Source organism: Allobaculum sp. JKK-2023 (genome assembly GCF_034745455.1).
Taxonomy (GTDB): Bacteria; Bacillota_I; Bacilli_A; order Erysipelotrichales; family Erysipelotrichaceae; genus Allobaculum.
The window spans coordinates 3,366,511-3,386,519 of the sequence record NZ_JAYERV010000003.1 but is presented as its reverse complement, the minus strand read 5'-3'; the positions used below and the strand labels follow the sequence as shown (position 1 = coordinate 3,386,519).

Sequence of the window (20,009 nt, the reverse complement as noted above, 5' to 3'; positions counted from 1 at the left end):
AAAATGTATTTTCCTTATTTTAGTCATCTTGTGCCAGCTGTCAAACAGCGAGCTGACCAGCCGGCCGTCTTTGAAAAAGCCGAAATTTCAGGCTCTTTCACTTTCAGTGCACGTTGAGCTGGATTGAGTTGCGCCCTGAAAGCGTGCCCATTGTCAGGCAATCTTTTCTTCGCGCAGACCTCCTCTTCCTGGCAGTATCCTTTTCGGTTGGTTTTCTGCATCTTTTTGATCGATCTGTCTGAACTGTCATCAAAACGCATAAAAAATCCAGCCTCAAAAACGCCGTTTTCGAAGGCTGGATCTTGAAAAAAATCGACTCAAAAAATCTATGAAAGATCCATTTCAGAAACAGAATCTTTGCAGGGTTTCATTTTCATTCGTACCGCGATCAAAAATCCGATCAGGCCAGCTGAACGCTGATGACCGAAAGAGGCGGGATCCGGATGAAATCGGTCTGATCCGGGTTGAGGTTCTCACTGTCAAAGAGAACTCTGCCCTGGTTGGGCAGACGATATTCAAACGATTCATTTGCCGGGTTAAAGAACGTAATCAGTCTTTCCGTGCCATCCGAGGTTTTGTAGACCAGAACCTTGTCGTCGATGGTTTCAGTCTGCACGCAGGCTTCAATTTTTTCTTTGGTGTTGAGACGGAACGATGGATGTTCCTTGCGCAGTTTGACAAGAGCCTTGAACTGGTCCACCACATTCTCAAATTCATTGCGGCGATGGTAGTCGATCATATTGTAATGATCGGAGCAGTTATACGTATTGCCAAGGCCCTGCTTGGTCCGGCCAAACTCCTGGCCACAGTGGATAAACGGGGTTCCCTGGGCCAGTAAAACCATGGCGGTTGCCAGCGTCTGGCGTTTCATGCGGATTGAGCGGGGCTGGCCATTGCAGACGGCCCGGTTTTTATCCCACATCGTATGGTTATCATGGCATTCGACGTAGTTGATCGCTTTAAATGGCTGATCAAAACGATTTTCAAACAAACTGGCACGCATCACCTGCTTGGCATCGTGGATCCGGGCAAGATTGCCATTGGAATAACCCGCCTGATCGAGCTGGTCATTGCTGCCCCGGATTACTTCCCGGAAACGATCTGAAAACTGGCCGACATTTGGCATTTTGGCCTGGTTGTTCTGGGAAGCCCGCAATTCTGGCGGTACAAAGCTTGGCATATCCCAGCCTTCGCCATAAATCATGAAGTCTGGTTTTTTCGATTTCGCGTATTCGGCGATTTCATTGACCAGGTTGTAGTCAAGGACACCCATCAAATCAAAACGAATGCCATCAATATCAAAGACATCCACTAACATTTTGATGGTATCCAGAAAATAGCGGCGGCTCATTTCCGGACGCGTATCAATGTCATTTCCGCAGAAGGATCCATTGGAATAGTTGCCATTGGAATCCATCAGGAAAAAGTAATCCGGCACAAGCTGGTCGAGCGCAAACTCTTCCCGCTTCCAGACATGGTTATACACCAGGTCAAGATTCACTTTCAGGCCGGCCGCATGCAGATCCGAAACGAGTCTGGCAAACTCGACAATCCGTTTTTCAGGACCATATGGATCGGTTGAGAAGGATCCTTCAAACGAGCGGTAGTGCATTGGATCATAGCCCCAGTTGTAATAGAGGCCTGGGTATTCTTCATCTACACTGCCAAAATCATTGACCGGCATAATCTGAATGTGACTGACACCAAGTGTCTTTAAATAGGAAAAGCCAGTCATCAGACGCTTTGTGGTTTCATTTTCTTCCGTAAACGCTTCAAAGGTGCGCGGGTGGGTAAAGCCATTGTGTTTTTGCGAGGTCATATCGCGGATCGATGTTTCATAAACAATCGCATCGGTATCCTGTTCCATGGGTGGGGTGGGAACTTTTTTGGCCAGATTTAGCAGCGACAGATCATTGACCTGGCTGACGGTGGTATTGATGCCAGTAAACGGGTTCCATGGATCGAGGCACTCCTGAATGGTGCCATTCACCTTGAGCCGATAGGTGTACAGAACTTTGCGTAAGTCTCCCTTGACTTCTGTGCTCCAGATGCCATGGCTTTCCCGTTTCATCGCTTCAATGCGATCCCCGTCAGGAAAATGCAGAACAACCGAAACCCAGTTGGCTGTTGGAGCCCATACGGTGAAGGTTGTCTTTTCAGGGGTATATACAATTCCGGGTTTTACGCTTTCGTCAGGAATATATTTGGCGTTGAATTCCGGAGTCTTGACGATATGCGAAAACTGCGCGGGGCAGTATTGGGCATGTTCTTCGTACATGAGATAGTCTTTTCCCACTTCGATTTCGCCATCCACGGCGCATGTGTAATGAACGTAATCGCCCTCGTCTTCTTTTGTTTTGATTGTCAGCGGCACCAGATTTCCCTCTTGATCTTTAAGATGGAAGGTTTTGGACTGTCCCTGATAAAAATCATTAATCATATAGATATTCACTGTGGAATAGCCGTCAATGTAGCATTCCAGCCGATCTTTCATCCTCATTTGTCCAACTCCTTAAAGTGCCATAAGCAGCCTTTGGGCCGCCAGCATCGTTTTGATTTTGATTGATTTTCATTGAATTCTGATTTGATAGTCCGTATTTGTTATTCAGTTTGTTTATAGAAAGAGTTCAGTCTCTTTACTTTGATTATAAGCGTATTCAGCCTTTTTCCTGATTTGAGCAGACAGGTCTTTGAAAATGTTGACGATTGCAAATTGTGCAATTTCAGCAATCCGCTCTTTCCTGTCCTTACAGGTACTCAAAACAGAAGAAAATACTATCCTCATTTTTTGTCCAAAGCAAGAAAGTTAAAAAATCTGCGAATCCATGCGGCGTGGATTCTGTTCTTTAATTATGGAAAATTGCTCTCTTTTCAAAGAAAGGACGGCCTTGTCGGCTTTTAAAATTCCGTCTGATCTGCTTGAAAGAAAAAAGAGAACAGTGAACAAATGAAAAGGCCAGTCCGTTTTTAATGTAAACGATCCAGGTGAAATCGGTTTGCACAAATTGTCAGAGGATTTGTCACTTAGATGAAAATTTTCCTGTATGTGCGGCAATATGCATGGCTGGTTTCTGTCTGTTGCATTCATTTTCCATTCTGATGCCCATTCCTTCTGATTCAATTCTCTTTCTTTTTGAGCAGCAGAACATTGATTTGTTTTCCTGATCCAGGAAACAACTCTGAGATTTATTATCCCCCTTTTTCTGGCCGTTATCCCTGCTGACGCCTGTTGGAAAAGATGACTTTTGTATCCGCTTGCGAAGCCGTAATTTTCAGGTGGAAATTTTGCGTGCAAACTTTGATCTTCACCTTTTTCGTAAAAATTGAACGCCCGTTGTCTGATTATGGCAATCTATTTTTATACAGATTCCCGTGAAATGTTCACTTCCAAAACAGAAATTGAATTGGTCCTTCCAAAGCCCTGCCCGACCCTGTCGCTGTACAAAGAACAGTCAAAAAAACAAAAACAATTCGATCCTGTTCCGTTTTAGTCCATCGTAATTTACAGGCAGCATCTTTATTGTCGGGCAATTTTTTCACCATGGTCCGCATCCAGGCTCACTCTCCCGCCCATTTCTCCATCAAATTCACGAGCGCTGCAAAAAGAAAAACGAATTTTGCAACTTCTGCAATCCGCAAAAGGAAAAGATCACAGCCAAAAACCGCATTTTCAAATCTGGGCAGCCTTTAAAACGAAGCCAGATGGAACAGAAAGACACATTCCAAAGCAAAAAAAATAAAACAGAAACAGAGACGACAATGACAGCTCAGACTGCATCTGAAAGATTGGCAGGAAACAATCCGGCTTTTAACCTGCCTGCAAAATCCCAATCTTCTTTGCATCAGTGGTTCTTTGAAAAAAAGTCGATACAATCAAAAGTGATACTTTATGAAATCAAACCCGCTCAATTGATGCGGATTGTGGAAAGGAAATTTATGGATTCTATGGAATACAGAATTGAACACGATGTACTTGGAGAAGTCAAAGTTCCTGCTGATGCCTGCTGGATGTCCCAGACCCAGCGTTCTTTTGAAAACTTCAAGATTGGAACCGAAAAGATGCCCCATACGCTGATTGACGCGTTTGCCTATCTGAAAATGGCCTGTGCCATCGTCAATGAACGACAGAAGAAAATCTCGCCGTTTCAGAAAGAAGCCATCGTTTCGGTCTGCCGTCAGATTTTAAATGGGGATCTGTATGATCAGTTCCCGCTTGCCATCTGGCAAACTGGATCCGGCACCCAGACCAATATGAATGTCAATGAAGTCATCACCCACGTTGGCAACCAGGAAGCGGGTGCAGACCTTTTACATCCCAATGATATCGTCAACTGCTCGCAGTCTTCTAACGATACCTTCCCTTCGGCGCTTCATATTATGGCTTCACTCGAAGTGCGCAATCTGCTTATGCCCGCTTTAGAGCAGATCATTGACGTTCTCAAAGACCTTGAAAAAGCCAACGAAGGCATCATTAAAATCGGCCGCACCCACTTACAGGATGCAACACCCTTATATGTCAGTGATGAAATCAGCGGCTGGCGTTCAATGATGGAGCATTCCAAGCTTCATATCGAAGCCGCCCTGCCAGCCCTTCATGAACTGGCCATCGGTGCTACCGCGGTTGGCACCGGCCTGAATGCCCCAAAAAACTTTGGAGGAGATGTCTGTGCGATTCTCGATAACATGACCGGCATCCATTTCAAATCAGATCCAAACTTCTTCCATGCCCTGACTTCCAAAGATGCCTGTGTCTTCTTTTCCGGTGCCTTAAAAGGCCTGGCGGCCAACGCCATGAAGATGGCCAACGACATCCGATGGCTTGTCAGCGGCCCGCGCTGCGGCATTGGTGAAATGGAAATTCCGGCCAACGAGCCTGGTTCTTCCATCATGCCGGGCAAAATCAACCCGACCCAGTGTGAAGCCCTGACCATGGTCGCCGTTCAGGTGATGGGTAACGATGCAGCCATCGGTTTTGCGGCCAGCCAGGGCAACTTTGAGCTGAATGTCTTTATGCCGGTCATTGCCTACAATCTCAACCAGTCGATTCGCCTGTTAGCGGATGCCCTGGTATCCTTTACAAAAAACTGCCTGGCCGGCCTGAAAGTCAACCAGCAGAAAACTAAAGAAAACCTCGAGAATTCCTTAATGCTTGTCACCTGCCTCAACCCGGTCATCGGCTATGAAAATGCCGGCAGAGCAGCCCGCTATGCCTTTGAACACAATCTGTCTTTAAAAGAAGCAGTGCTGGCGTTGAATCTGCTTGCTGAAGAGCGGTTTGACGAGCTCGTTCGTCCAGAAAAAATGGTTCAGCCAAGATCCTGAGGCCTGAATCTGGCGCCCTCTGAGCCAGCTGCCCTTTGATGGATTGATCAAATATGGTTCATTAGAATAGGCCCATAGAGAATAAATGGTCCACAAAGCTTTTTGTTCAGCTTTGTGGACCATTTTTCTATTTTTACAGATTGTTTTACGGATTGATTCAGTCTGATCATTACAACAATGGAGAGAACACCTTTAAAAACAGGCGGTACTGGCGAACAAAGAAATTGGTTTTCGCAAAATCTTCATTGGTTACCAGTTTAGACTCTTCAAAGATGTTTTCAAAATCCTTGGTGATATCGTCGATACAGCTCGTATCGTACATCCACATGCCGCATTCATAGTTGGAATAGTAGGACCTGAAATCCATATTCACTGTCCCGCAAAGGGCATGCTTGTGATCGACCAGGGTCACTTTGCCATGGATGAAGCCTGGCGTGTATTCATAAACCTTGATCCCCTTGGAAGTGAGGATTTCCTCATTGGCTTTGGTCACCTCATAGACAATCTTCTTATCTGGAATGGCCGGTACAACAATCCGGACATCTACCCCATTCTGAACCGCCAGCTCAAGCTGGGAAACCATCTCGGTATCGAGAATCAGATAGGGTGTCGTGATCCAGCAGGAATGGTTGGCAATGGAGATCAGATTCTGATGAAACCGGCGCCCCACGTTTTTGTCATCGGTTGGGGAGTCAAAAAACGGCAGGACATAGCCATTGCTTCCATCATGCTGGTCGGCTGGATGATCCTGAACGTCCTGCACATAAGGCTCATAAGGCGTATTGATATCGGATGAATAGTTCCAGATCTGCAAAAATGCAATGATAAACGGTTCAACAGCTGCCCCATCGACTCTGACACCCATATCTTTCCAGTAGCCAAAGCGCTCAATGCGGTTGACGTATTCATCAGCCAGGTTGCTTCCGCCAGTAAAGGCAGTTTTGCCATCGATGATGACCGTCTTACGGTGGTCACGATTGTTCATCTGGATGGCCAGCTGCGGATGAATCGGATTGAAACGATGCACTTTAATCCCCTTAGCCATCAGCTGCTGATCAAAATCTTCCGGCAGATTGAGAATACAGCCAAAGTCGTCATACATCAGGCGGACATCCACTCCATTGCGGGCTTTTTCTTCGAGAACTTCCAGCAGTTCATTGAGAACACTGCCCTCATCGATAATGTAAGTTTCAATAAAAATATAGCGCTCGGCTTTTCGGACGGCATCCATCAAAGCCTGGAACTGTTCTTCACCTGTCGAATAGTAATGGCAGCCCTCACTTGGATACACCGGAAAAAAGCCATTATTCCAGGCCATACAGGTCATACGGGCCAGAGTCGGATCCTGAATTCCCGAATTAGCCAGTGTCTGCAGATTCTGTTCGGCATAGGCGGCATAATCGGCATACGCCTGGCGGTCCTGAATCATCAGTGCTTTTGGAATCTTGCGGTTTCCAAACAGCAGATACATCATGCCCCCAAAGATTGGCAGGGCCATGATAATAAATACCCACAGAAGTTTTGAAGATGAGTCTGAGTCACGATTCATGACGAAAAATGAAACGATGATACTCAGAATCAACATAAAATAGTAAATCGGTAAAAACTCGTGCGAGAAGTAGGTCATCAAAAGAACCAGAATCAGCAGCTGAATCACCAGAGCAGTGCCCAGGTACAGAGCCTTTGATTTCAGAATCTTTTTGAATAATTTCAAATTCCCACTCCTTCCTCTTCTCTATAAACGCCGCATGCCCAAAGCTTTCCAGGACCCTGGGTCATCGTGACTCAAAAGATCTTTTAGACTGACGGCAGATTACAGGCAAATCGTATCAAAATATCCTGACAGAGTTTTTCATCTCTGTCCAGATGGATTCTTTATCGAATCCGGATTCCTGTTCAAAGCTTTCAACGGCTTCTTTTGTCCTCCCTGTATAATTCGGACATCCTCCCCCTGAGCTGTCCTGTTATGAGGGCATAAAGCAAGGGCGATTTTCTTTGAAAATGAAGCGGCTCAGTTCCAATTGTACTGGACTGGTGTCAAAAGAAAACTTACAATCCATCAAGAATACAGATTTTAGATCCAGCTTTCTTTGAAATGAAGGAACAGAATATGACTAGAATGGAGAATTTTTCACAAAGCGGGAAAAATAAAGCCGTTCTTTCCGTCTGCAAATCAAAATTCATGGCAATATTCCATTCCTTTTCCCACAATTCGGTATACTCATATTGGAGGATTCCGTCATGCAATCTGATCCTTGTGCATTTTGTTTTCTGTCCCTTAAGGCGATAAAAGTGAATCTTTTTGAAGTGAGATCCAATCAGGTTTTCTCTGTGATGACGATCCGGCAGAAAGTCTGCTGGACTGATTTTCTGTGCGATGGTGCTCTTGATAAATCTGGAACGGAAAAACTCACGTTGATGGTCCGCAAGCTGCAGGCCGTTGTCAGTCTGTATGAGACAGACCGGCTCTGGCTGTTTTTCGATCCTGCTTTTCAGTTCCTGGCTAATTTTGAATTCATTGTTCAAATTCTTCAAAAAACGCCAGGCGTTTGTCCGATCGTTGCCAGAATGAGTCAGGATGAACAGAATCCTGATGAAAGCCGGATTCCTGCTGAAAAAGATCCAAGAGTGATTTGTTTTCTTTGCGGGCGATCTCTATTTCTCTTCGGACTGACAAAAGGAAAACTTACTTTCAGTGAGTGCCTGGAAGCAGAAGCGATTCTTGGAAAATCTCAAGGAGACAATCTTTTTTCTTTGAGTGAAAACAAACTCAATGCCGTCCAGAAAAAGTTGTACAAATCCTTTCATCGTCAGCTGGAGCCGACAGAGTTTGATTCCAGTTTTCTGCTCTATCTGATCGAAGATCCATCCAATTCTATTCGAAAACTTCTTCTGGAAATTGGCTGGATAAAGCCGACCGAAAATACAATCAACCTGCATCTGCTGCGTGATCTTGCCCACCTGCTCGAAAGCAGCCGCAAAATCAATATTGAGTCGATCATTCAGCGAACCTTGCAGCAGACTGAACAGTTGTTTGATCAGGTTCTGCTTTTAAATACCCTGGCCGAGGCTGCTGGATTGAAAAGCATTGTCCTGCTCAATGCGTAAGAAACATCATCTGTCAAGATGAAACCCCTCTTGACCATATTCGCCACCAGGCAGCCTGTGCTCTGATACAGCCAGTCAAAGCCGACCGCAAAACAACCTTCCAAAGACAGAACGTCTTTATTCTTATCTCGTGATCCTATTATGAAAAACAAAAAATACCCTTTTACCCAGAACCGGGAAATCTCCTGGCTCAAATTTAACCAGCGTGTGCTGGAAGAAGCAGCGGACCCGCGCGTTGAGCTGCTCGAACGCCTGAAGTTTCTGGCGATCTTTACCTCCAACCTCGACGAATTTTTCATGGTCCGGGCTGGAAGTATTCTGGATATGTCCTTAGTCGACAACAAGCAGATCGACTCCAAATCCGGTATGTCCCCAAGTGAACAGCTGGAGGCCATCTGCAAGGAGGCTGAGCGCCTGTATAAGATGCGCGATAACATCTCTCGCAATTTAGGCAAAACCCTGCGCGAAGTTCAAATCGAACCGCTCACCTTCAAAAGCCTCAACAAGAAGCAGAACAAGTTCATCACCACCTATTTTGAAAAAGAACTTGCCCCGCTTTTAGCGCCGCAGATTATTGATGTCCATCACCCGTTCCCCTTTCTGATCAATAAGGAACAGTATATTTTCTTCCGCATTCTGGAAGATGGAAAAACAAGATATGGCATTGTGCCGATTCCAAGCTATCTGCCGCGCATTATTTACCTCAACGAAGAAAAAACGCAGTTTATTCTGGCTGAAAACGTGATTCTCGCTCTGCTCGATAAACTGTTTTCCAAGTCCAAGATTCCGTTTAAGACCATCATCCGTGTCACCCGCAATGCGGATATCAACCTGAATGCGGCCGATATCGAAGATGACGAAGACTATCGCTCTTACATGAAAACCATCCTGAAAAAGCGTCTGCGCCTGTCCCCGATCCGTCTGGAAATTTTCAAGAACATTGATCCGGAAGCGCTCGAGTATCTGTGCAAGCAGCTCCATCTGCATAAATCCCAGGTTTTCATCTCGAAGCATTCTTCCCTGGATCCTTCTTATCTGTTCCAGCTGATTGATGATGTCCCCAACGATATCCGCCGCGCTCTGACCTACAAGCCATTGGTGCCAGCCACTGATCGCCGGCTCAATCCTGACGCTTCGATTATTGACCAGATTCTGGACCATGATGTCCTGCTGGCCTATCCATATCAGGATATTGGCCTGTTTATCCAGCTGCTCAAAGAAGCCGCTTCGGATGAGAGGGTCCTGTCGATTTCCATTACAATCTATCGTCTGGCCAAGAACTCCCAGATCGTCAAATATCTGTGCCGGGCTGCTGAAAATGGCAAGAACGTAACCGTTCTGATGGAGCTTCGCGCCCGTTTTGACGAGCAGAACAACATTCAGGCTGCTGAACGTCTGGAAGAATCTGGCGTCAATGTCTTCTATGGCTTTGAAGACTACAAAGTCCATTCCAAACTGATGCTGATCACTCTGAAGTCCGATGACAAGATTCAGACGATCACCCAGATTGGAACCGGAAACTACAACGAAAAAACCAGCCATCAGTATACGGATCTTTCCTTGATTACTTCCAATTCGCAGATCGGATCCGATGCCACTGAATTTTTCAAGAACATGAATGTCTCCAACCTTGCGGGGGAATACCAGAATCTCATCGTTTCCCCCTTTAAGCTTAAGGAAGCTGTCATCCGCATGCTCGATGAGCAGATTGCACTGGCTGAAGAAGGAAAAGCGGCAAGAGCCTGGTTTAAGATGAACTCCGTCACGGATCTGGATCTGATCGTCAAGATTGCCCAAGCCAGCCAGGCAGGCGTCGAAATCCGGATGATCGTGCGGGGGATCTGCTGTCTGCTTCCTGGCCTTCCCGGTTATACCGATCATGTTGAAATTCATTCTATTGTCGGTCGTTTTCTCGAACATGGACGGATTTACATCTTCGGTGAAGGAGAAAACGAGAAAGTCTATATTTCTTCGGCTGACTTTATGACCCGCAACACCGAACGCCGGGTTGAAGTCGGTGTGCAAATTCTGGATCCCGAACTGAAAAAAGAACTGGTGGATTACTTTGATCTCGAATTCAGAGATAACCTCAAAGGCCGAAAGCTGCTGCCAAGCGGCTTTTATACCAAAGTCGATCAGGACAATGAAGAAATGATCGACTCGCAAGAGCGCTTTATTGAACTGGCCAAGGAAAACCGCTTCATCCCGGCCCCGACTCCAATCCCTGCTCCAGCGGCGGCCCCAGAACCAGAAAAGAAAAACTGGTTCCAGCGTCTTTTCTTGCGCAATAAAGAGCAGAAACAGCAATAGAACGCGAATAAACCTCTGTCCAAAAGAGCCCAGTTTTCAGGTTAAATTGTCTTAAAGCCTGAATGCCTGTAACTGGACTCTTTTCTGTTTTGGGCAAAGTCATCCAAGTGATGGCCACTCACTTTTTTCTGGATCCTTCTTTTCCGATCCGGACAGATTGAAGCAGGATCAGATTCGAAAGCAGAATCTTGATCTGACCGGATGGAATCGATGTCGAGCCTGCATTTAAAGAGATCTTTTCGTATACTTGTCTCTGGACAGATCCAGTCTTCCGTTTTTTTCGATGGCCACAAGACAAAATTGAACCTCTGAAGAAAAATCCAGACCGACAAAGAAATCAAAGAAATCAAAGAGAACGACAAGCCTGGTGACAGGTTTTTACACTGGAAAGGAGGTATGCACAATCCATCTTTGTTCCGGCAAGGATAGATTGCGCCATACAGATGAATAAAAAAGAACTTGGTGAAATCAAGAAGCAGCTCAAGTTTGATAACGATAAGCTGCTGCTCAAAGGCATTCAGGAAGCCTATGGAAAAAACCGGGATGGTGAAGCTTCGATTCAGTTTACCCGGCTGATCAATCCTGACACCCTGGAAAAAGAAGAAGGCGAACTGTATTTCGATATTTTCAAAAAGAGTCTTGGGGGCACGCCAGGCAAAAACCTGCTTGAATACGGCTTTGATGCTTCCGATCCCCAGGCCAAAGATCTTCAGAAGCGCTTTTATGACTACAAAAACGGCTCCTTATTAAAAGAAGACGAATTCAAAGCTCTGGCTGTGGAATTGCTCAAAAAAGGCGACTACCGCAATAACGTCTACATCACAGCGGGAATCTTTGAATATGCAGCCCCAGGACTCAACGCGAACAATGAGGTGCTGGAAGAAAACTCAATTTTCCGTTTCATGATTGTTGCCATAACGGAAGCAAGACTGACCGATATTGGTCTCTACTATTCCACGGCCACCAATGAAGTCGCCCGTAAAGTCAATGATGAAATGCAGATCATCCCCGCGCCGCTTGATGCCATCTTCTATCCATCCTTTTCCAGCCGCGCCAGTGATGTCAATCATTTTCTCTATCACTGCAAAGCTGCCAAAAGTCCAAACATTGAGCTGATCGAAGAATTCTTCCATATTCCATTCGTCTCTTCTGCCCCAGAACAGAGCGAAGGATTTGCGAAAGTTATCGGTGAAGTCTTCCCACAGGGCATGGAAGCCAGCACCGCCATGAAATTCCATGAAAACATCAGCGACTATGTCAGCGAAAACTCTCAGGAAGATTCGGTCGTCATGCTCGATAAGCCGCGCATTAAAGATCTTTTGCTTGCTTCGGGTGCCAATTCCGAAAACATGCAGCACTTCGACTCTGCGTATTCAAAAATCCTCGAAGACCAGGAAGTTGCGGCCGTCAACCTGATGGAAAAAGGCAAGATCTCCCTCAAAGCGCCATCAATTTCAATCAGTGTAAAAGATGATGCCCTCGAACAGATCCGTACAGAAACCATCAATGGCAAGCGCTGCCTGGTGATTGAAATGGATGAAGGCCTGGAAATTTCAGGTCTTCCATCCAACTTACAGAGTCCGAAAAAATCAGTAAATGTGATTCATGCAGCACCCGAACAAACAGCATCCCATGTTTCTTCGGCTCCAGCTGCCCCGGCTGATTCCGGTTTTGCGACAGCCTCATCCAGTTTTGATTCCGTCTCTTCACAAGGGGCAAACGTGAGTGAATCCTGGTCCGATGCCAGCCCCAGTCCTGCTGAAACGGCCAGCATGACTGACGAAGAAAACCGACCAGAAACCGAGTCTTTCTCTTCCCCTGTTCAGGACAGCCCCCAGACAGATGCGTCTGATTCCATGGTGGATGGAGATCATTTCGACGATCTGGACATCATAGACTTCAACCGACAGCCGGAGCTTTAAAACAGACAGAATTTGCAGACAACATCCGATTGGATGGTCAAAACCAGACAGAGCCTGCAGCCTTTCCCTCTATCACATTGGGAAAGCAGCTGCAGGCTCTTTCTTGTTGTCTTCTTCTTGTTGTTTTGTTGTCTTCTTGTTTCTCTTATTCTCTTGTCATCCCGGCTTGTCTTTAACTTTGTGATGACTGTCGGTCCTTTTGGCTTTCCCTCTTTGCCCTTTGGTCAGATCCTGCCGATTCTCTTCGATCAGTTCTGGCGATGGCTCAATGCTTCAAGCGCTTGTTTCCAGTCCTCAGCACTGACAACTTCTGGATGGGGGATGACTTGAAAAGGATCATGCCGGCGATTGGTTCGCAGCCATAAGGCCGGCATGCCGCAAGCCAGCGCCCCACAGATATCGGCTTTCCAGGAATCACCGATGACCAGAATCTGATTTGGACTCAGTTCGGTGTTCAAATCAAGGCTGCTCTGAGCAAGGGCCTGTTTAAAAAATGCAGGATCCGGCTTGGCCACACCCAGGCTTTCGGAAGTGAAGACTCTGGTAAAACGTGCAAGCATGCCCGCCATCTCCAGCCGGTTGCACTGCCCTTCCATGGGTCCGTTAGAGATGATAAATAAAGGAAGATGCAGGGATTCAAAGTAATCGAGGGCTTTGTTTGCCCCTGCCATGGCAAACGCACAATGGTGAAGGTCATAGGAAAAATGCTGTTCAAATTCAACAGGTGGATCAAAGGGGATATGCCAGGCTTTAAACATCACCTGGAAGCGGATCCTGCGCAGCTGTGGCCGGGTCAGATGGCCGTCTTCGATCTGGTCCCAGAGCTTGCCATTCTCGCGAAGAAAGATTTCAAAGTATTCATCTTTCCAGTCCAGATGGTAGCGTTCAAACGTTTTGATCAAGGCATAACGGGCAGACTGGTCAAAATCAAGCAAAGTCTGGTCGACATCCAGCCAGACAGCCCGTATGGACGAAAGATCAATTTTGGATTTAAAAAGTGGATTGGCTGTATTCATAGTGCCAGTTTAATGCCCTGCTGGCATAATTGAAAAGAAATCCGTCAAAAAAGCTTCTGCCATCCGACAGAAGCAAAGTTCTCTAGAAAATTTTTGAAGCAATCTCAAAGACTTCCTGATAAGCAGGATGATTCAGAATATCGCCTTTACGCGAAACATTGGAGCCGTAAATGATGCCGGCGACGTTGCTGTCAGGGACAGAGTCGGTAAAGCCATACAGGGAATCTACCGTCTGCTGCATTTCAGAACGGTTAATGGCAGCCGTCAGAATAAAATAGAAATCTTTACCGCCCAGCTGACTGAAGTAGGGAGTCATCCGGTCGATGAATGTTTTCATCATTCCTGACATGTTATAGAAATAAACTGGCGTAGCCAGAACGATGATGTTGGAATCCATTAACTCCTGAGCCGCCAGATCCGCATCATCTTTATCCTGTTCTTCACGGAAAAAATCAAAATCTTTATCTTTCAGGTTAATCCGGACAATCTGATTGTCAGGGTTTTGTGAGGCGCCTTTGTAGAACTGGGCACAAAGCAGATCACAGTTTCCTTCAGTCCGGGGAGATGAATTGATAATCACAATTTTTTTCATGCTCTTTCCTCCTGTAAACCTTTCATTCTTCATTCATTATAGGTTTCGGACAATCAAAATATTTCCCGGATGCCCCGACTGTTACGAAATGGAAAGAAGGTTTCGCAACGCCACAGCTGGCTGAAAAGAAAAAAGAAGCTGACCAGAGAAGCAGACCTGGATTGTCTGATCGTTTCTGGAAAGCATCTCATTTGAAACTAAGGTCTTACCTGGCCATTGCCATAAATAATAAACTTGGTGCTGGTTAAAGCTTCCAGGCCCATCGGGCCGCGGGCATGCAGTTTTTGCGTCGAGATGCCAATTTCTGCTCCCAGACCAAATTCATTGCCATCCGTAAAGCGGGTCGAGGCATTGACATAAACCGCAGCCGCATCCACTTCGTTGAGGAATTTCTGCGCGTTTGCATAATTGTTGGTCACAATTGTCTCGGAATGTCCGGTGTTATACGTATTGATATGGTCAATAGCTTCCTCTACCGAATCGACCACTTTGATGGAGATCTCATAATCGAGGTATTCTGTTCCCCAGTCGGCCTGGGAAGCTTCTTTTTTCGGAGAGAGTTCGACCAGTTCCAGAACTTCTGGTTTCGCATGAATCAGTACCGGGAACCTGGCAAATTCACCATCCAGCTTCTCCATTACTTCTTTCACCCGGGATCTGTGAACCAGCAGCGATTCGAGTGCATTGCAAACCCCAACGCGCTGGGTCTTGCCATTGAGGATGATCCCAACAGCCATATCCAGATCTGCACTTTCATCCACGTAACAATGACAGTTTCCAGTTCCGGTTTCAATGACAGGAACCGTCGCATTTTCAACCACCGAGCGGATCAATCCTGCCCCGCCGCGCGGGATGAGAACATCAACATATTCATTGCAGCGCATCAGCTCACGTGATGCTTCGCGGCTGTTATCGGTCAGAATCGAAACCGCATTGTCATCCAGATTCAATTCTTTTAAAGCGTCTTTGAGCACGTCCACAATGGCTTCATTGGAACGGGCAGCATCTCTTCCACCTTTTAAAATCACCGCATTGCCAGCTTTCGTACAAAGCGCAAAAACGTCCGCAGTCACATTGGGTCTGGCTTCATAAATGACTGCCACAACGCCTAATGGAACGCGCTGGCGCCCAATCAAAAGGCCGTTAGGTCTTTTCTTCATTTCCAGAACTTCTCCAACCGGATCCGGCAGGGCGGCGACTTCGCGCATTCCCTGGGCAATTGCATGAATCCGATCTTCAGTTAACATCAGCCTGTCCTGTAAAGGTTTGGGCATCCCATTTTCACGGGCTGCTTTTAAGTCCTGATTGTTAGCGGCTAAAATCTGTGCAGATCTGGCTTCAAGCAGGTCGGCTGCCCGGTTTAACAGATCATTTTTGGTCTGGGTATCCAGTCTTGCCATCTGGCGGCTGGCTGCTTTGGCATTTCGTCCCAGTTCATTCATCCATTCGCTCATCATATCTTCTCCACGCACGTCTCAAAAGAAAAATTCGGGTCCGGTTTTGCCGCAAAGAAAGTTCCTTCTCTTGCACCTGCTATTAATCGTCCGATGATGTGAAAATCTCTTGCATTGGCAATAATCATGTCGCAATTGCTTGCACAGGCAATGCGGGCGGCATTCAGCTTGGTGGCCATTCCCCCGGTTCCAACCCGGCTGGAAGCTCCTTTTGCTCCTTCCATCAAAGCTTCATTGATTTCATAGACTTCTTCAATGAAATGGGCATCGGGATTGGTATGGGGATCATCGTCATACAGGCCATCGATGTCCGATAACAAAATCAGCAGATCGGCATGAATCAGGCTGGCAACCAGTGCTGAAAGCGAATCGTTATCACCAAATTCGATTTCATCGGTGGCAATCGTATCATTTTCGTTCACAATTGGAATCACACCCAGATCCAGCAGTTCTTCAAAGGTGTTATGGGCATTCATGCAGGCATCCGGGCGGATCAAAGAGTACTTGGTCAGCAGGATCTGACCGCAGTTCTGATTGTATTCTGAAAAAAATTTCTGATAAAGCATCATCAGACGCGCCTGGCCGATGGCCGCGCATGCCTGAACTCTGGAAAGCACATGGGGACGGCGATGAAGGCCTAACGCCTGCAGTCCGACCATAATGGCGCCAGAGGAAACAAGAACCACATCCTTGCCGGCATTGTGCAAGGAGCTCAATTCCCGGCAGAGCAGTTCCATTCTGGTTAAATCCAGTTTCCCGGTTTCGGGATAGGTCAGCGAGGAGGATCCGACTTTGATGACGATCCGTTGTGCCTGCTGTACTCGGTTTCTAATTGATTGCATGCGTCCATTTTAACGAAAACCCCACTCAATGAAAACTCATGAAAACATATTTCGCTTTCCGGCTGCCGTTTTCATTCTGTATTTTGAATTCATCTGTCGCAAAACGCGCTCTTTATTCATCCAGTCTTTTCGCCAGAGGACTTTCATAAAATAGACAAGGCCCTATCCAAACCGCTATGCAGTTTGGGTGGAGGGGTCATTGATTTTCTCTTGCTTCCACCTGCTCAAATCAAAACCCTGCCCGCAAATCAGCCCCAAAACGAAATCACAGGCAACAAAAAAACAGCCAGACAAAGGTCAAAAGCCGATATTTTTCTTTATCCTGATCTGGATATCCATCCAGCTCTTTTCCGGCAGGCTTTCTTCCCTGTCAATCCGTTTGACGATAATGGATAGACAGAAAAGAAAAACATTGTTGAAAGTCCATAGCCAAGCCCCAGCGATCGCGATAAACATAACAAAATTTTTTCATTGTACAGTGGATAGCTGACCCGCCCATAAAGTCCAGTGTCCATCACTTCCTGGCCTTGAACCACCTCAATCGTTCCTGATAGTTCTATAAACTGATTTTTGCTTTCTTCAACAGATCCAGTCAAATGCCTATCTGTAAATCATCTTAAGCGCTTTTCTATTTCCATTCAGGATAAACTAATAGGATAAAGAAAGAGTAGAGGTGATTTCAATGCAAAAAGTTACAATTGCTGGTGGAGGTGTGCTCGGTACGCAGATTGCCTTCATGAATGCCTACAATGGCAACGACACAACCATCTGGCTTCGTTCTGAGGGAAGTATCGCCCGAATGAAACCAAAAATAAAATGGGTTCAGGACGCAGTCATAGCTGATCTTGAAGCAGCCAGAAGGAATCCGGCTCTGGTTCCGGCAGGTTTTAAAACAGATGAACCATTCGATGCAGATCAGGCCATTGAAAAAGCAGAAGAAGCATTCAAAGCCATTAAAATCACGCTGGATCTTGATGAAGCTGCTAAAGATGCGGATGTTCTGATTGAAGCTGTCTCTGAAGATCCACAGGACAAGATCGAGTTCTACAACAGACTCAGGCCAAGTCTGAAAGAAAAAACACTGCTGCTGACGAACTCGTCCTCCATGCTTCCATCCATTTTCGCCAAATATACTGGTGATCCCGCCCGCTATCTGGCCATGCACTTTGTAAACCACATCTGGAAAGAGAATCTGGTTGAAATCATGTCACAGCCAGAAACGTCCAAAGAAGCATTTGAACAAGCAGTGGCCTATGCCCATTCCATCGGTATGGATCCGGTTGAACTTCATAAGGAAAAAGCCGGCTATCTTCTCAACTCCATGCTGATTCCATTCCTTCTGGCTGCGCAGGATCTGTACGTCACCGAGACTGCCTCTTTGGAAGATATTGATAAGGCCTGGAAAAAAGGAACCGGCGCTCCACGCGGGCCATTTGAAATTCTGGATATCGTTGGCCTGCCAACTGCCCGCAATATCAACCACCAGTTCGTCAACATCCCGGATGAAGCAGCCCCCTTCCATTACAAACTCATTGAAAAGCAGCTCGATAAGATGATTGCCAACGGTGAAACCTTCTACGGCAAAAAGAAATAACAAGAAGGCACTGGATAAATAAGCAGCTAAAAGATATCATCATCACAATTTACAATAGCAATTTTGAAGAACACCTGTACAGAAACCGCCTGCAGGTGTTTTTTTCGGTCTTGGTCTTGTTAATCCTGTTTTTCTGGTTCTGACCAAACAGACTTTCAGGTATTGGAAACAATTTGGGGCTATTTTATTCTCATTTCTATTTCTCCAATTTTGACAGAAAAGGTACATCCGCACCCAAAGCATTTTTTCGCTGATCAAACCTGCCTATAATGAAGAAAAGAGAAAAAATTCCCATAGCTCGGGCGCTGCCACTCCCCATGTAACTGGGGGTGTTGAGAATTATTATTTTTTCATCGAGCATTCTATATACTGAATTTAGCGGAAGAGATCGACTTCTTTTTGAGGCACAGATCTCGCAGAAAAAATTGATAGAAGATCTTCTGTGCGCACCACTGACTGTTTCCAAACGGAATTGTGTTTTATTGGATTCCGTCCGAGAACGAAGAAAAAAATGAAGATTTCAGAAGATCGGCCGCTGCTATTTTCAGGAGAAAATCAATATGGAAAAACAATATGCGGTTTGTTGTGGTATCGATGTCCATAAGAAGCTTTTAGTTGCCTGTTTAAGAACAAAAGAGACAACTACAGTCCGTTCTTATGGTACTTCAACGCAGGATCTCCTTGATCTTGCTGATTGGCTTACCTCCAATCACTGCGAAGCTGTAGCTATGGAGAGTACAGCTTCATACTGGAAACCTGTTTATAACATTCTCGAATCACATGGTCTGAATCCAATGGTAGTCAATGCCCAGCACATGAGAAATGTTCCTGGAAAAAAAACAGATGTCAAAGATGCCGAACGGATTTCCGATCTTCTTATGCACGGCTTGCTTAAGGCCAGCTTCATTCCTACAAAGCGCCAGCGCGAACTGAGGGAATTATGCACTTACCGAAAATCCTTAATTGCTGATCTTGGTGCCGAAAAGAATCGACTGCAGAAAATGCTTGAAGGAGGCAATATCAAGCTTTCTGGAACCATTTCAGATATTAACGGGATGAGCGGAAAAGCATTGATGGATTTTGTCCTGACCGGAGAAGTGTTTGATGAAAAAGCTTATGATCGTCTTATTAAAGAAAAGAAGATATCTAAAAGACTTAAGGCCACAAAAGGAGATCTGATCAGAGATATGCATGGCTGTCTAACACCTTTGCAGGTTAAAATGATCAACATTCTGAGAACTCATATCCAGGAGTTAGAAACTCATATTCAAGAGCTCACCGATGATATTGATGATCAGCTGAACAAGGAAGAGAAGGAGCCTGTGAATTGATCAAAGAAATTCCAGGAATCTCAGATACGAGCGCCCAAACGATTATTTCTATAATCGGAACTGACATGAATCAATTCCCGACGGATGGCCAGTTATGTTCCTGGGCTGGACTATGTCCAGGAAACCATCAAAGCGCAGGAAAAAGAAAAACAGGCAGAACAAACAAAGGCAACAAGGTATTGCGAACCACCTTGGTTGTCTGTGCTCATTCTGCCGTTAAGAAAAAGGATTCCTACTTTGGAGAGATGTACAAACGGATTTCTAAGCGTCGAACGAATAAGAAAGCAATAGTTGCAGTAGCCCATGCCATGCTGAAAACCATTTGGCATCTTCTAAAGAAGGGCGAGAAATATCATGATTTGGGAGCAGATTACTTTGAAAAGAAAGAACGAGAAGGAAAGATCACTTCACTCAAGAAGAAACTTCAGCGTTTAGGGGTAACTTTGACACCAGATCAGCTAGCTATATTAGATGCATAAATAGCTATAAATGATATTTAATTTGTTTGATAGGGGCGT

The 20,009-nt window shown here is 45.7% G+C and carries 15 protein-coding genes; 7 read left to right on the top strand and 8 right to left on the bottom strand.

The genetic code is table 11. The features are described from left to right. Positions 1–23: 23 nt before the first annotated feature. The 3 genes from U4956_RS13635 to U4956_RS13625 form a co-directional block, all read right to left on the bottom strand. Complete coding sequence (locus U4956_RS13635; protein ID WP_323091260.1) at positions 24–260, bottom strand: hypothetical protein; 237 nt, start codon at positions 258–260, stop codon at positions 24–26. Positions 261–400: 140 nt separating this feature from the next. Further along, positions 401–2,500: a type I pullulanase gene (gene pulA, locus U4956_RS13630; protein ID WP_323091259.1), complete on the bottom strand. Its 2,100-nt coding sequence runs from the start codon at positions 2,498–2,500 to the stop codon at positions 401–403. Between the two features lie 306 nt (positions 2,501–2,806). Next, the gene (locus U4956_RS13625) at positions 2,807–3,295 is read right to left on the bottom strand and encodes a hypothetical protein (protein ID WP_323091257.1); all 489 of its coding nucleotides are present in this window, start codon (positions 3,293–3,295) and stop codon (positions 2,807–2,809) included. A gap of 650 nt (positions 3,296–3,945) precedes the next feature. On the opposite strand from U4956_RS13625, the gene U4956_RS13620 reads away from it, so the two are divergent. Beyond that, positions 3,946–5,322, top strand: coding sequence for a class II fumarate hydratase (locus U4956_RS13620; RefSeq protein WP_323091256.1), 1,377 nt, complete (start codon positions 3,946–3,948; stop codon positions 5,320–5,322). Positions 5,323–5,491: 169 nt separating this feature from the next. Here the strand turns inward: U4956_RS13620 and cls are convergent, their stop codons facing one another. Beyond that, complete coding sequence (cls, locus tag U4956_RS13615) at positions 5,492–7,036, bottom strand: cardiolipin synthase (RefSeq protein WP_323091255.1); 1,545 nt, start codon at positions 7,034–7,036, stop codon at positions 5,492–5,494. A gap of 527 nt (positions 7,037–7,563) precedes the next feature. Between cls and U4956_RS13610 the strand changes: the two genes are divergently transcribed. The 3 genes from U4956_RS13610 (at position 7,564) to U4956_RS13600 (ending at position 12,662) form a co-directional block, all read left to right on the top strand. Then, on the top strand, positions 7,564–8,430 hold the full coding sequence (locus tag U4956_RS13610; RefSeq protein ID WP_323091254.1) for a hypothetical protein: 867 nt from the start codon (positions 7,564–7,566) through the stop codon (positions 8,428–8,430). A 141-nt stretch (positions 8,431–8,571) separates the two neighbouring features. After that, positions 8,572–10,740: a polyphosphate kinase 1 gene (ppk1, locus tag U4956_RS13605; protein WP_323091253.1), complete on the top strand. Its 2,169-nt coding sequence runs from the start codon at positions 8,572–8,574 to the stop codon at positions 10,738–10,740. A 443-nt stretch (positions 10,741–11,183) separates the two neighbouring features. Next, positions 11,184–12,662 (top strand): DUF4317 family protein, encoded by a 1,479-nt coding sequence (locus U4956_RS13600; protein WP_323091252.1) that lies wholly within the window; start codon positions 11,184–11,186, stop codon positions 12,660–12,662. Positions 12,663–12,910: 248 nt separating this feature from the next. Here the strand turns inward: U4956_RS13600 and U4956_RS13595 are convergent, their stop codons facing one another. From U4956_RS13595 to proB, 4 genes are all read right to left on the bottom strand, one after another. Continuing rightward, positions 12,911–13,678 (bottom strand): HAD family hydrolase, encoded by a 768-nt coding sequence (locus tag U4956_RS13595; RefSeq protein WP_323091251.1) that lies wholly within the window; start codon positions 13,676–13,678, stop codon positions 12,911–12,913. Between the two features lie 82 nt (positions 13,679–13,760). Beyond that, positions 13,761–14,270, bottom strand: a complete 510-nt coding sequence (locus tag U4956_RS13590; protein WP_323091250.1) for a flavodoxin family protein — start codon at positions 14,268–14,270, stop codon at positions 13,761–13,763. A gap of 197 nt (positions 14,271–14,467) precedes the next feature. Then, positions 14,468–15,724, bottom strand: coding sequence for a glutamate-5-semialdehyde dehydrogenase (locus U4956_RS13585; RefSeq protein WP_323091248.1), 1,257 nt, complete (start codon positions 15,722–15,724; stop codon positions 14,468–14,470). Beyond that, positions 15,724–16,566: a glutamate 5-kinase gene (gene proB / locus U4956_RS13580; RefSeq protein ID WP_323091246.1), complete on the bottom strand. Its 843-nt coding sequence runs from the start codon at positions 16,564–16,566 to the stop codon at positions 15,724–15,726. Before proB ends, U4956_RS13585 begins: the two co-directional genes overlap by 1 nt. Before the next feature lie 682 nt (positions 16,567–17,248). On the opposite strand from proB, the gene U4956_RS13575 reads away from it, so the two are divergent. The 3 genes from U4956_RS13575 to U4956_RS13565 all read left to right on the top strand — a co-directional run bounded on the left by U4956_RS13575 (position 17,249) and on the right by U4956_RS13565 (position 19,970). Beyond that, positions 17,249–18,160 carry a 3-hydroxyacyl-CoA dehydrogenase gene (locus U4956_RS13575; RefSeq protein WP_323091245.1) on the top strand — a complete coding sequence of 304 codons (912 nt, stop codon included), beginning with the start codon at positions 17,249–17,251 and terminating at the stop codon, positions 18,158–18,160. 560 nt (positions 18,161–18,720) lie between these two features. Beyond that, positions 18,721–19,491, top strand: coding sequence for an IS110 family transposase (locus tag U4956_RS13570; RefSeq protein ID WP_323091244.1), 771 nt, complete (start codon positions 18,721–18,723; stop codon positions 19,489–19,491). After that, positions 19,488–19,970: a transposase gene (locus U4956_RS13565; RefSeq protein WP_323091243.1), complete on the top strand. Its 483-nt coding sequence runs from the start codon at positions 19,488–19,490 to the stop codon at positions 19,968–19,970. Before U4956_RS13570 ends, U4956_RS13565 begins: the two co-directional genes overlap by 4 nt. The last annotated feature ends 39 nt before the right edge of the window (positions 19,971–20,009 follow it).

What these genes read in the sequence shown, in the direction of transcription:
- U4956_RS13585 (WP_323091248.1), bottom strand. Translation starts at nt 15,724, where the DNA reads ATGAGCGAATGGATGAATGAACTGGGACGAAATGCCAAAGCAGCCAGC.
- U4956_RS13635 (WP_323091260.1), bottom strand. Translation starts at nt 260, where the DNA reads ATGCGTTTTGATGACAGTTCAGACAGATCGATCAAAAAGATGCAGAAA.
- proB (WP_323091246.1), bottom strand. Translation starts at nt 16,566, where the DNA reads ATGCAATCAATTAGAAACCGAGTACAGCAGGCACAACGGATCGTCATC.
- U4956_RS13610 (WP_323091254.1), top strand. Translation starts at nt 7,564, where the DNA reads ATGCAATCTGATCCTTGTGCATTTTGTTTTCTGTCCCTTAAGGCGATA.
- U4956_RS13590 (WP_323091250.1), bottom strand. Translation starts at nt 14,270, where the DNA reads ATGAAAAAAATTGTGATTATCAATTCATCTCCCCGGACTGAAGGAAAC.
- U4956_RS13570 (WP_323091244.1), top strand. Translation starts at nt 18,721, where the DNA reads ATGGAAAAACAATATGCGGTTTGTTGTGGTATCGATGTCCATAAGAAG.
- pulA (WP_323091259.1), bottom strand. Translation starts at nt 2,500, where the DNA reads ATGAGGATGAAAGATCGGCTGGAATGCTACATTGACGGCTATTCCACA.
- U4956_RS13620 (WP_323091256.1), top strand. Translation starts at nt 3,946, where the DNA reads ATGGAATACAGAATTGAACACGATGTACTTGGAGAAGTCAAAGTTCCT.
- U4956_RS13595 (WP_323091251.1), bottom strand. Translation starts at nt 13,678, where the DNA reads ATGAATACAGCCAATCCACTTTTTAAATCCAAAATTGATCTTTCGTCC.
- ppk1 (WP_323091253.1), top strand. Translation starts at nt 8,572, where the DNA reads ATGAAAAACAAAAAATACCCTTTTACCCAGAACCGGGAAATCTCCTGG.
- U4956_RS13600 (WP_323091252.1), top strand. Translation starts at nt 11,184, where the DNA reads ATGAATAAAAAAGAACTTGGTGAAATCAAGAAGCAGCTCAAGTTTGAT.
- U4956_RS13575 (WP_323091245.1), top strand. Translation starts at nt 17,249, where the DNA reads ATGCAAAAAGTTACAATTGCTGGTGGAGGTGTGCTCGGTACGCAGATT.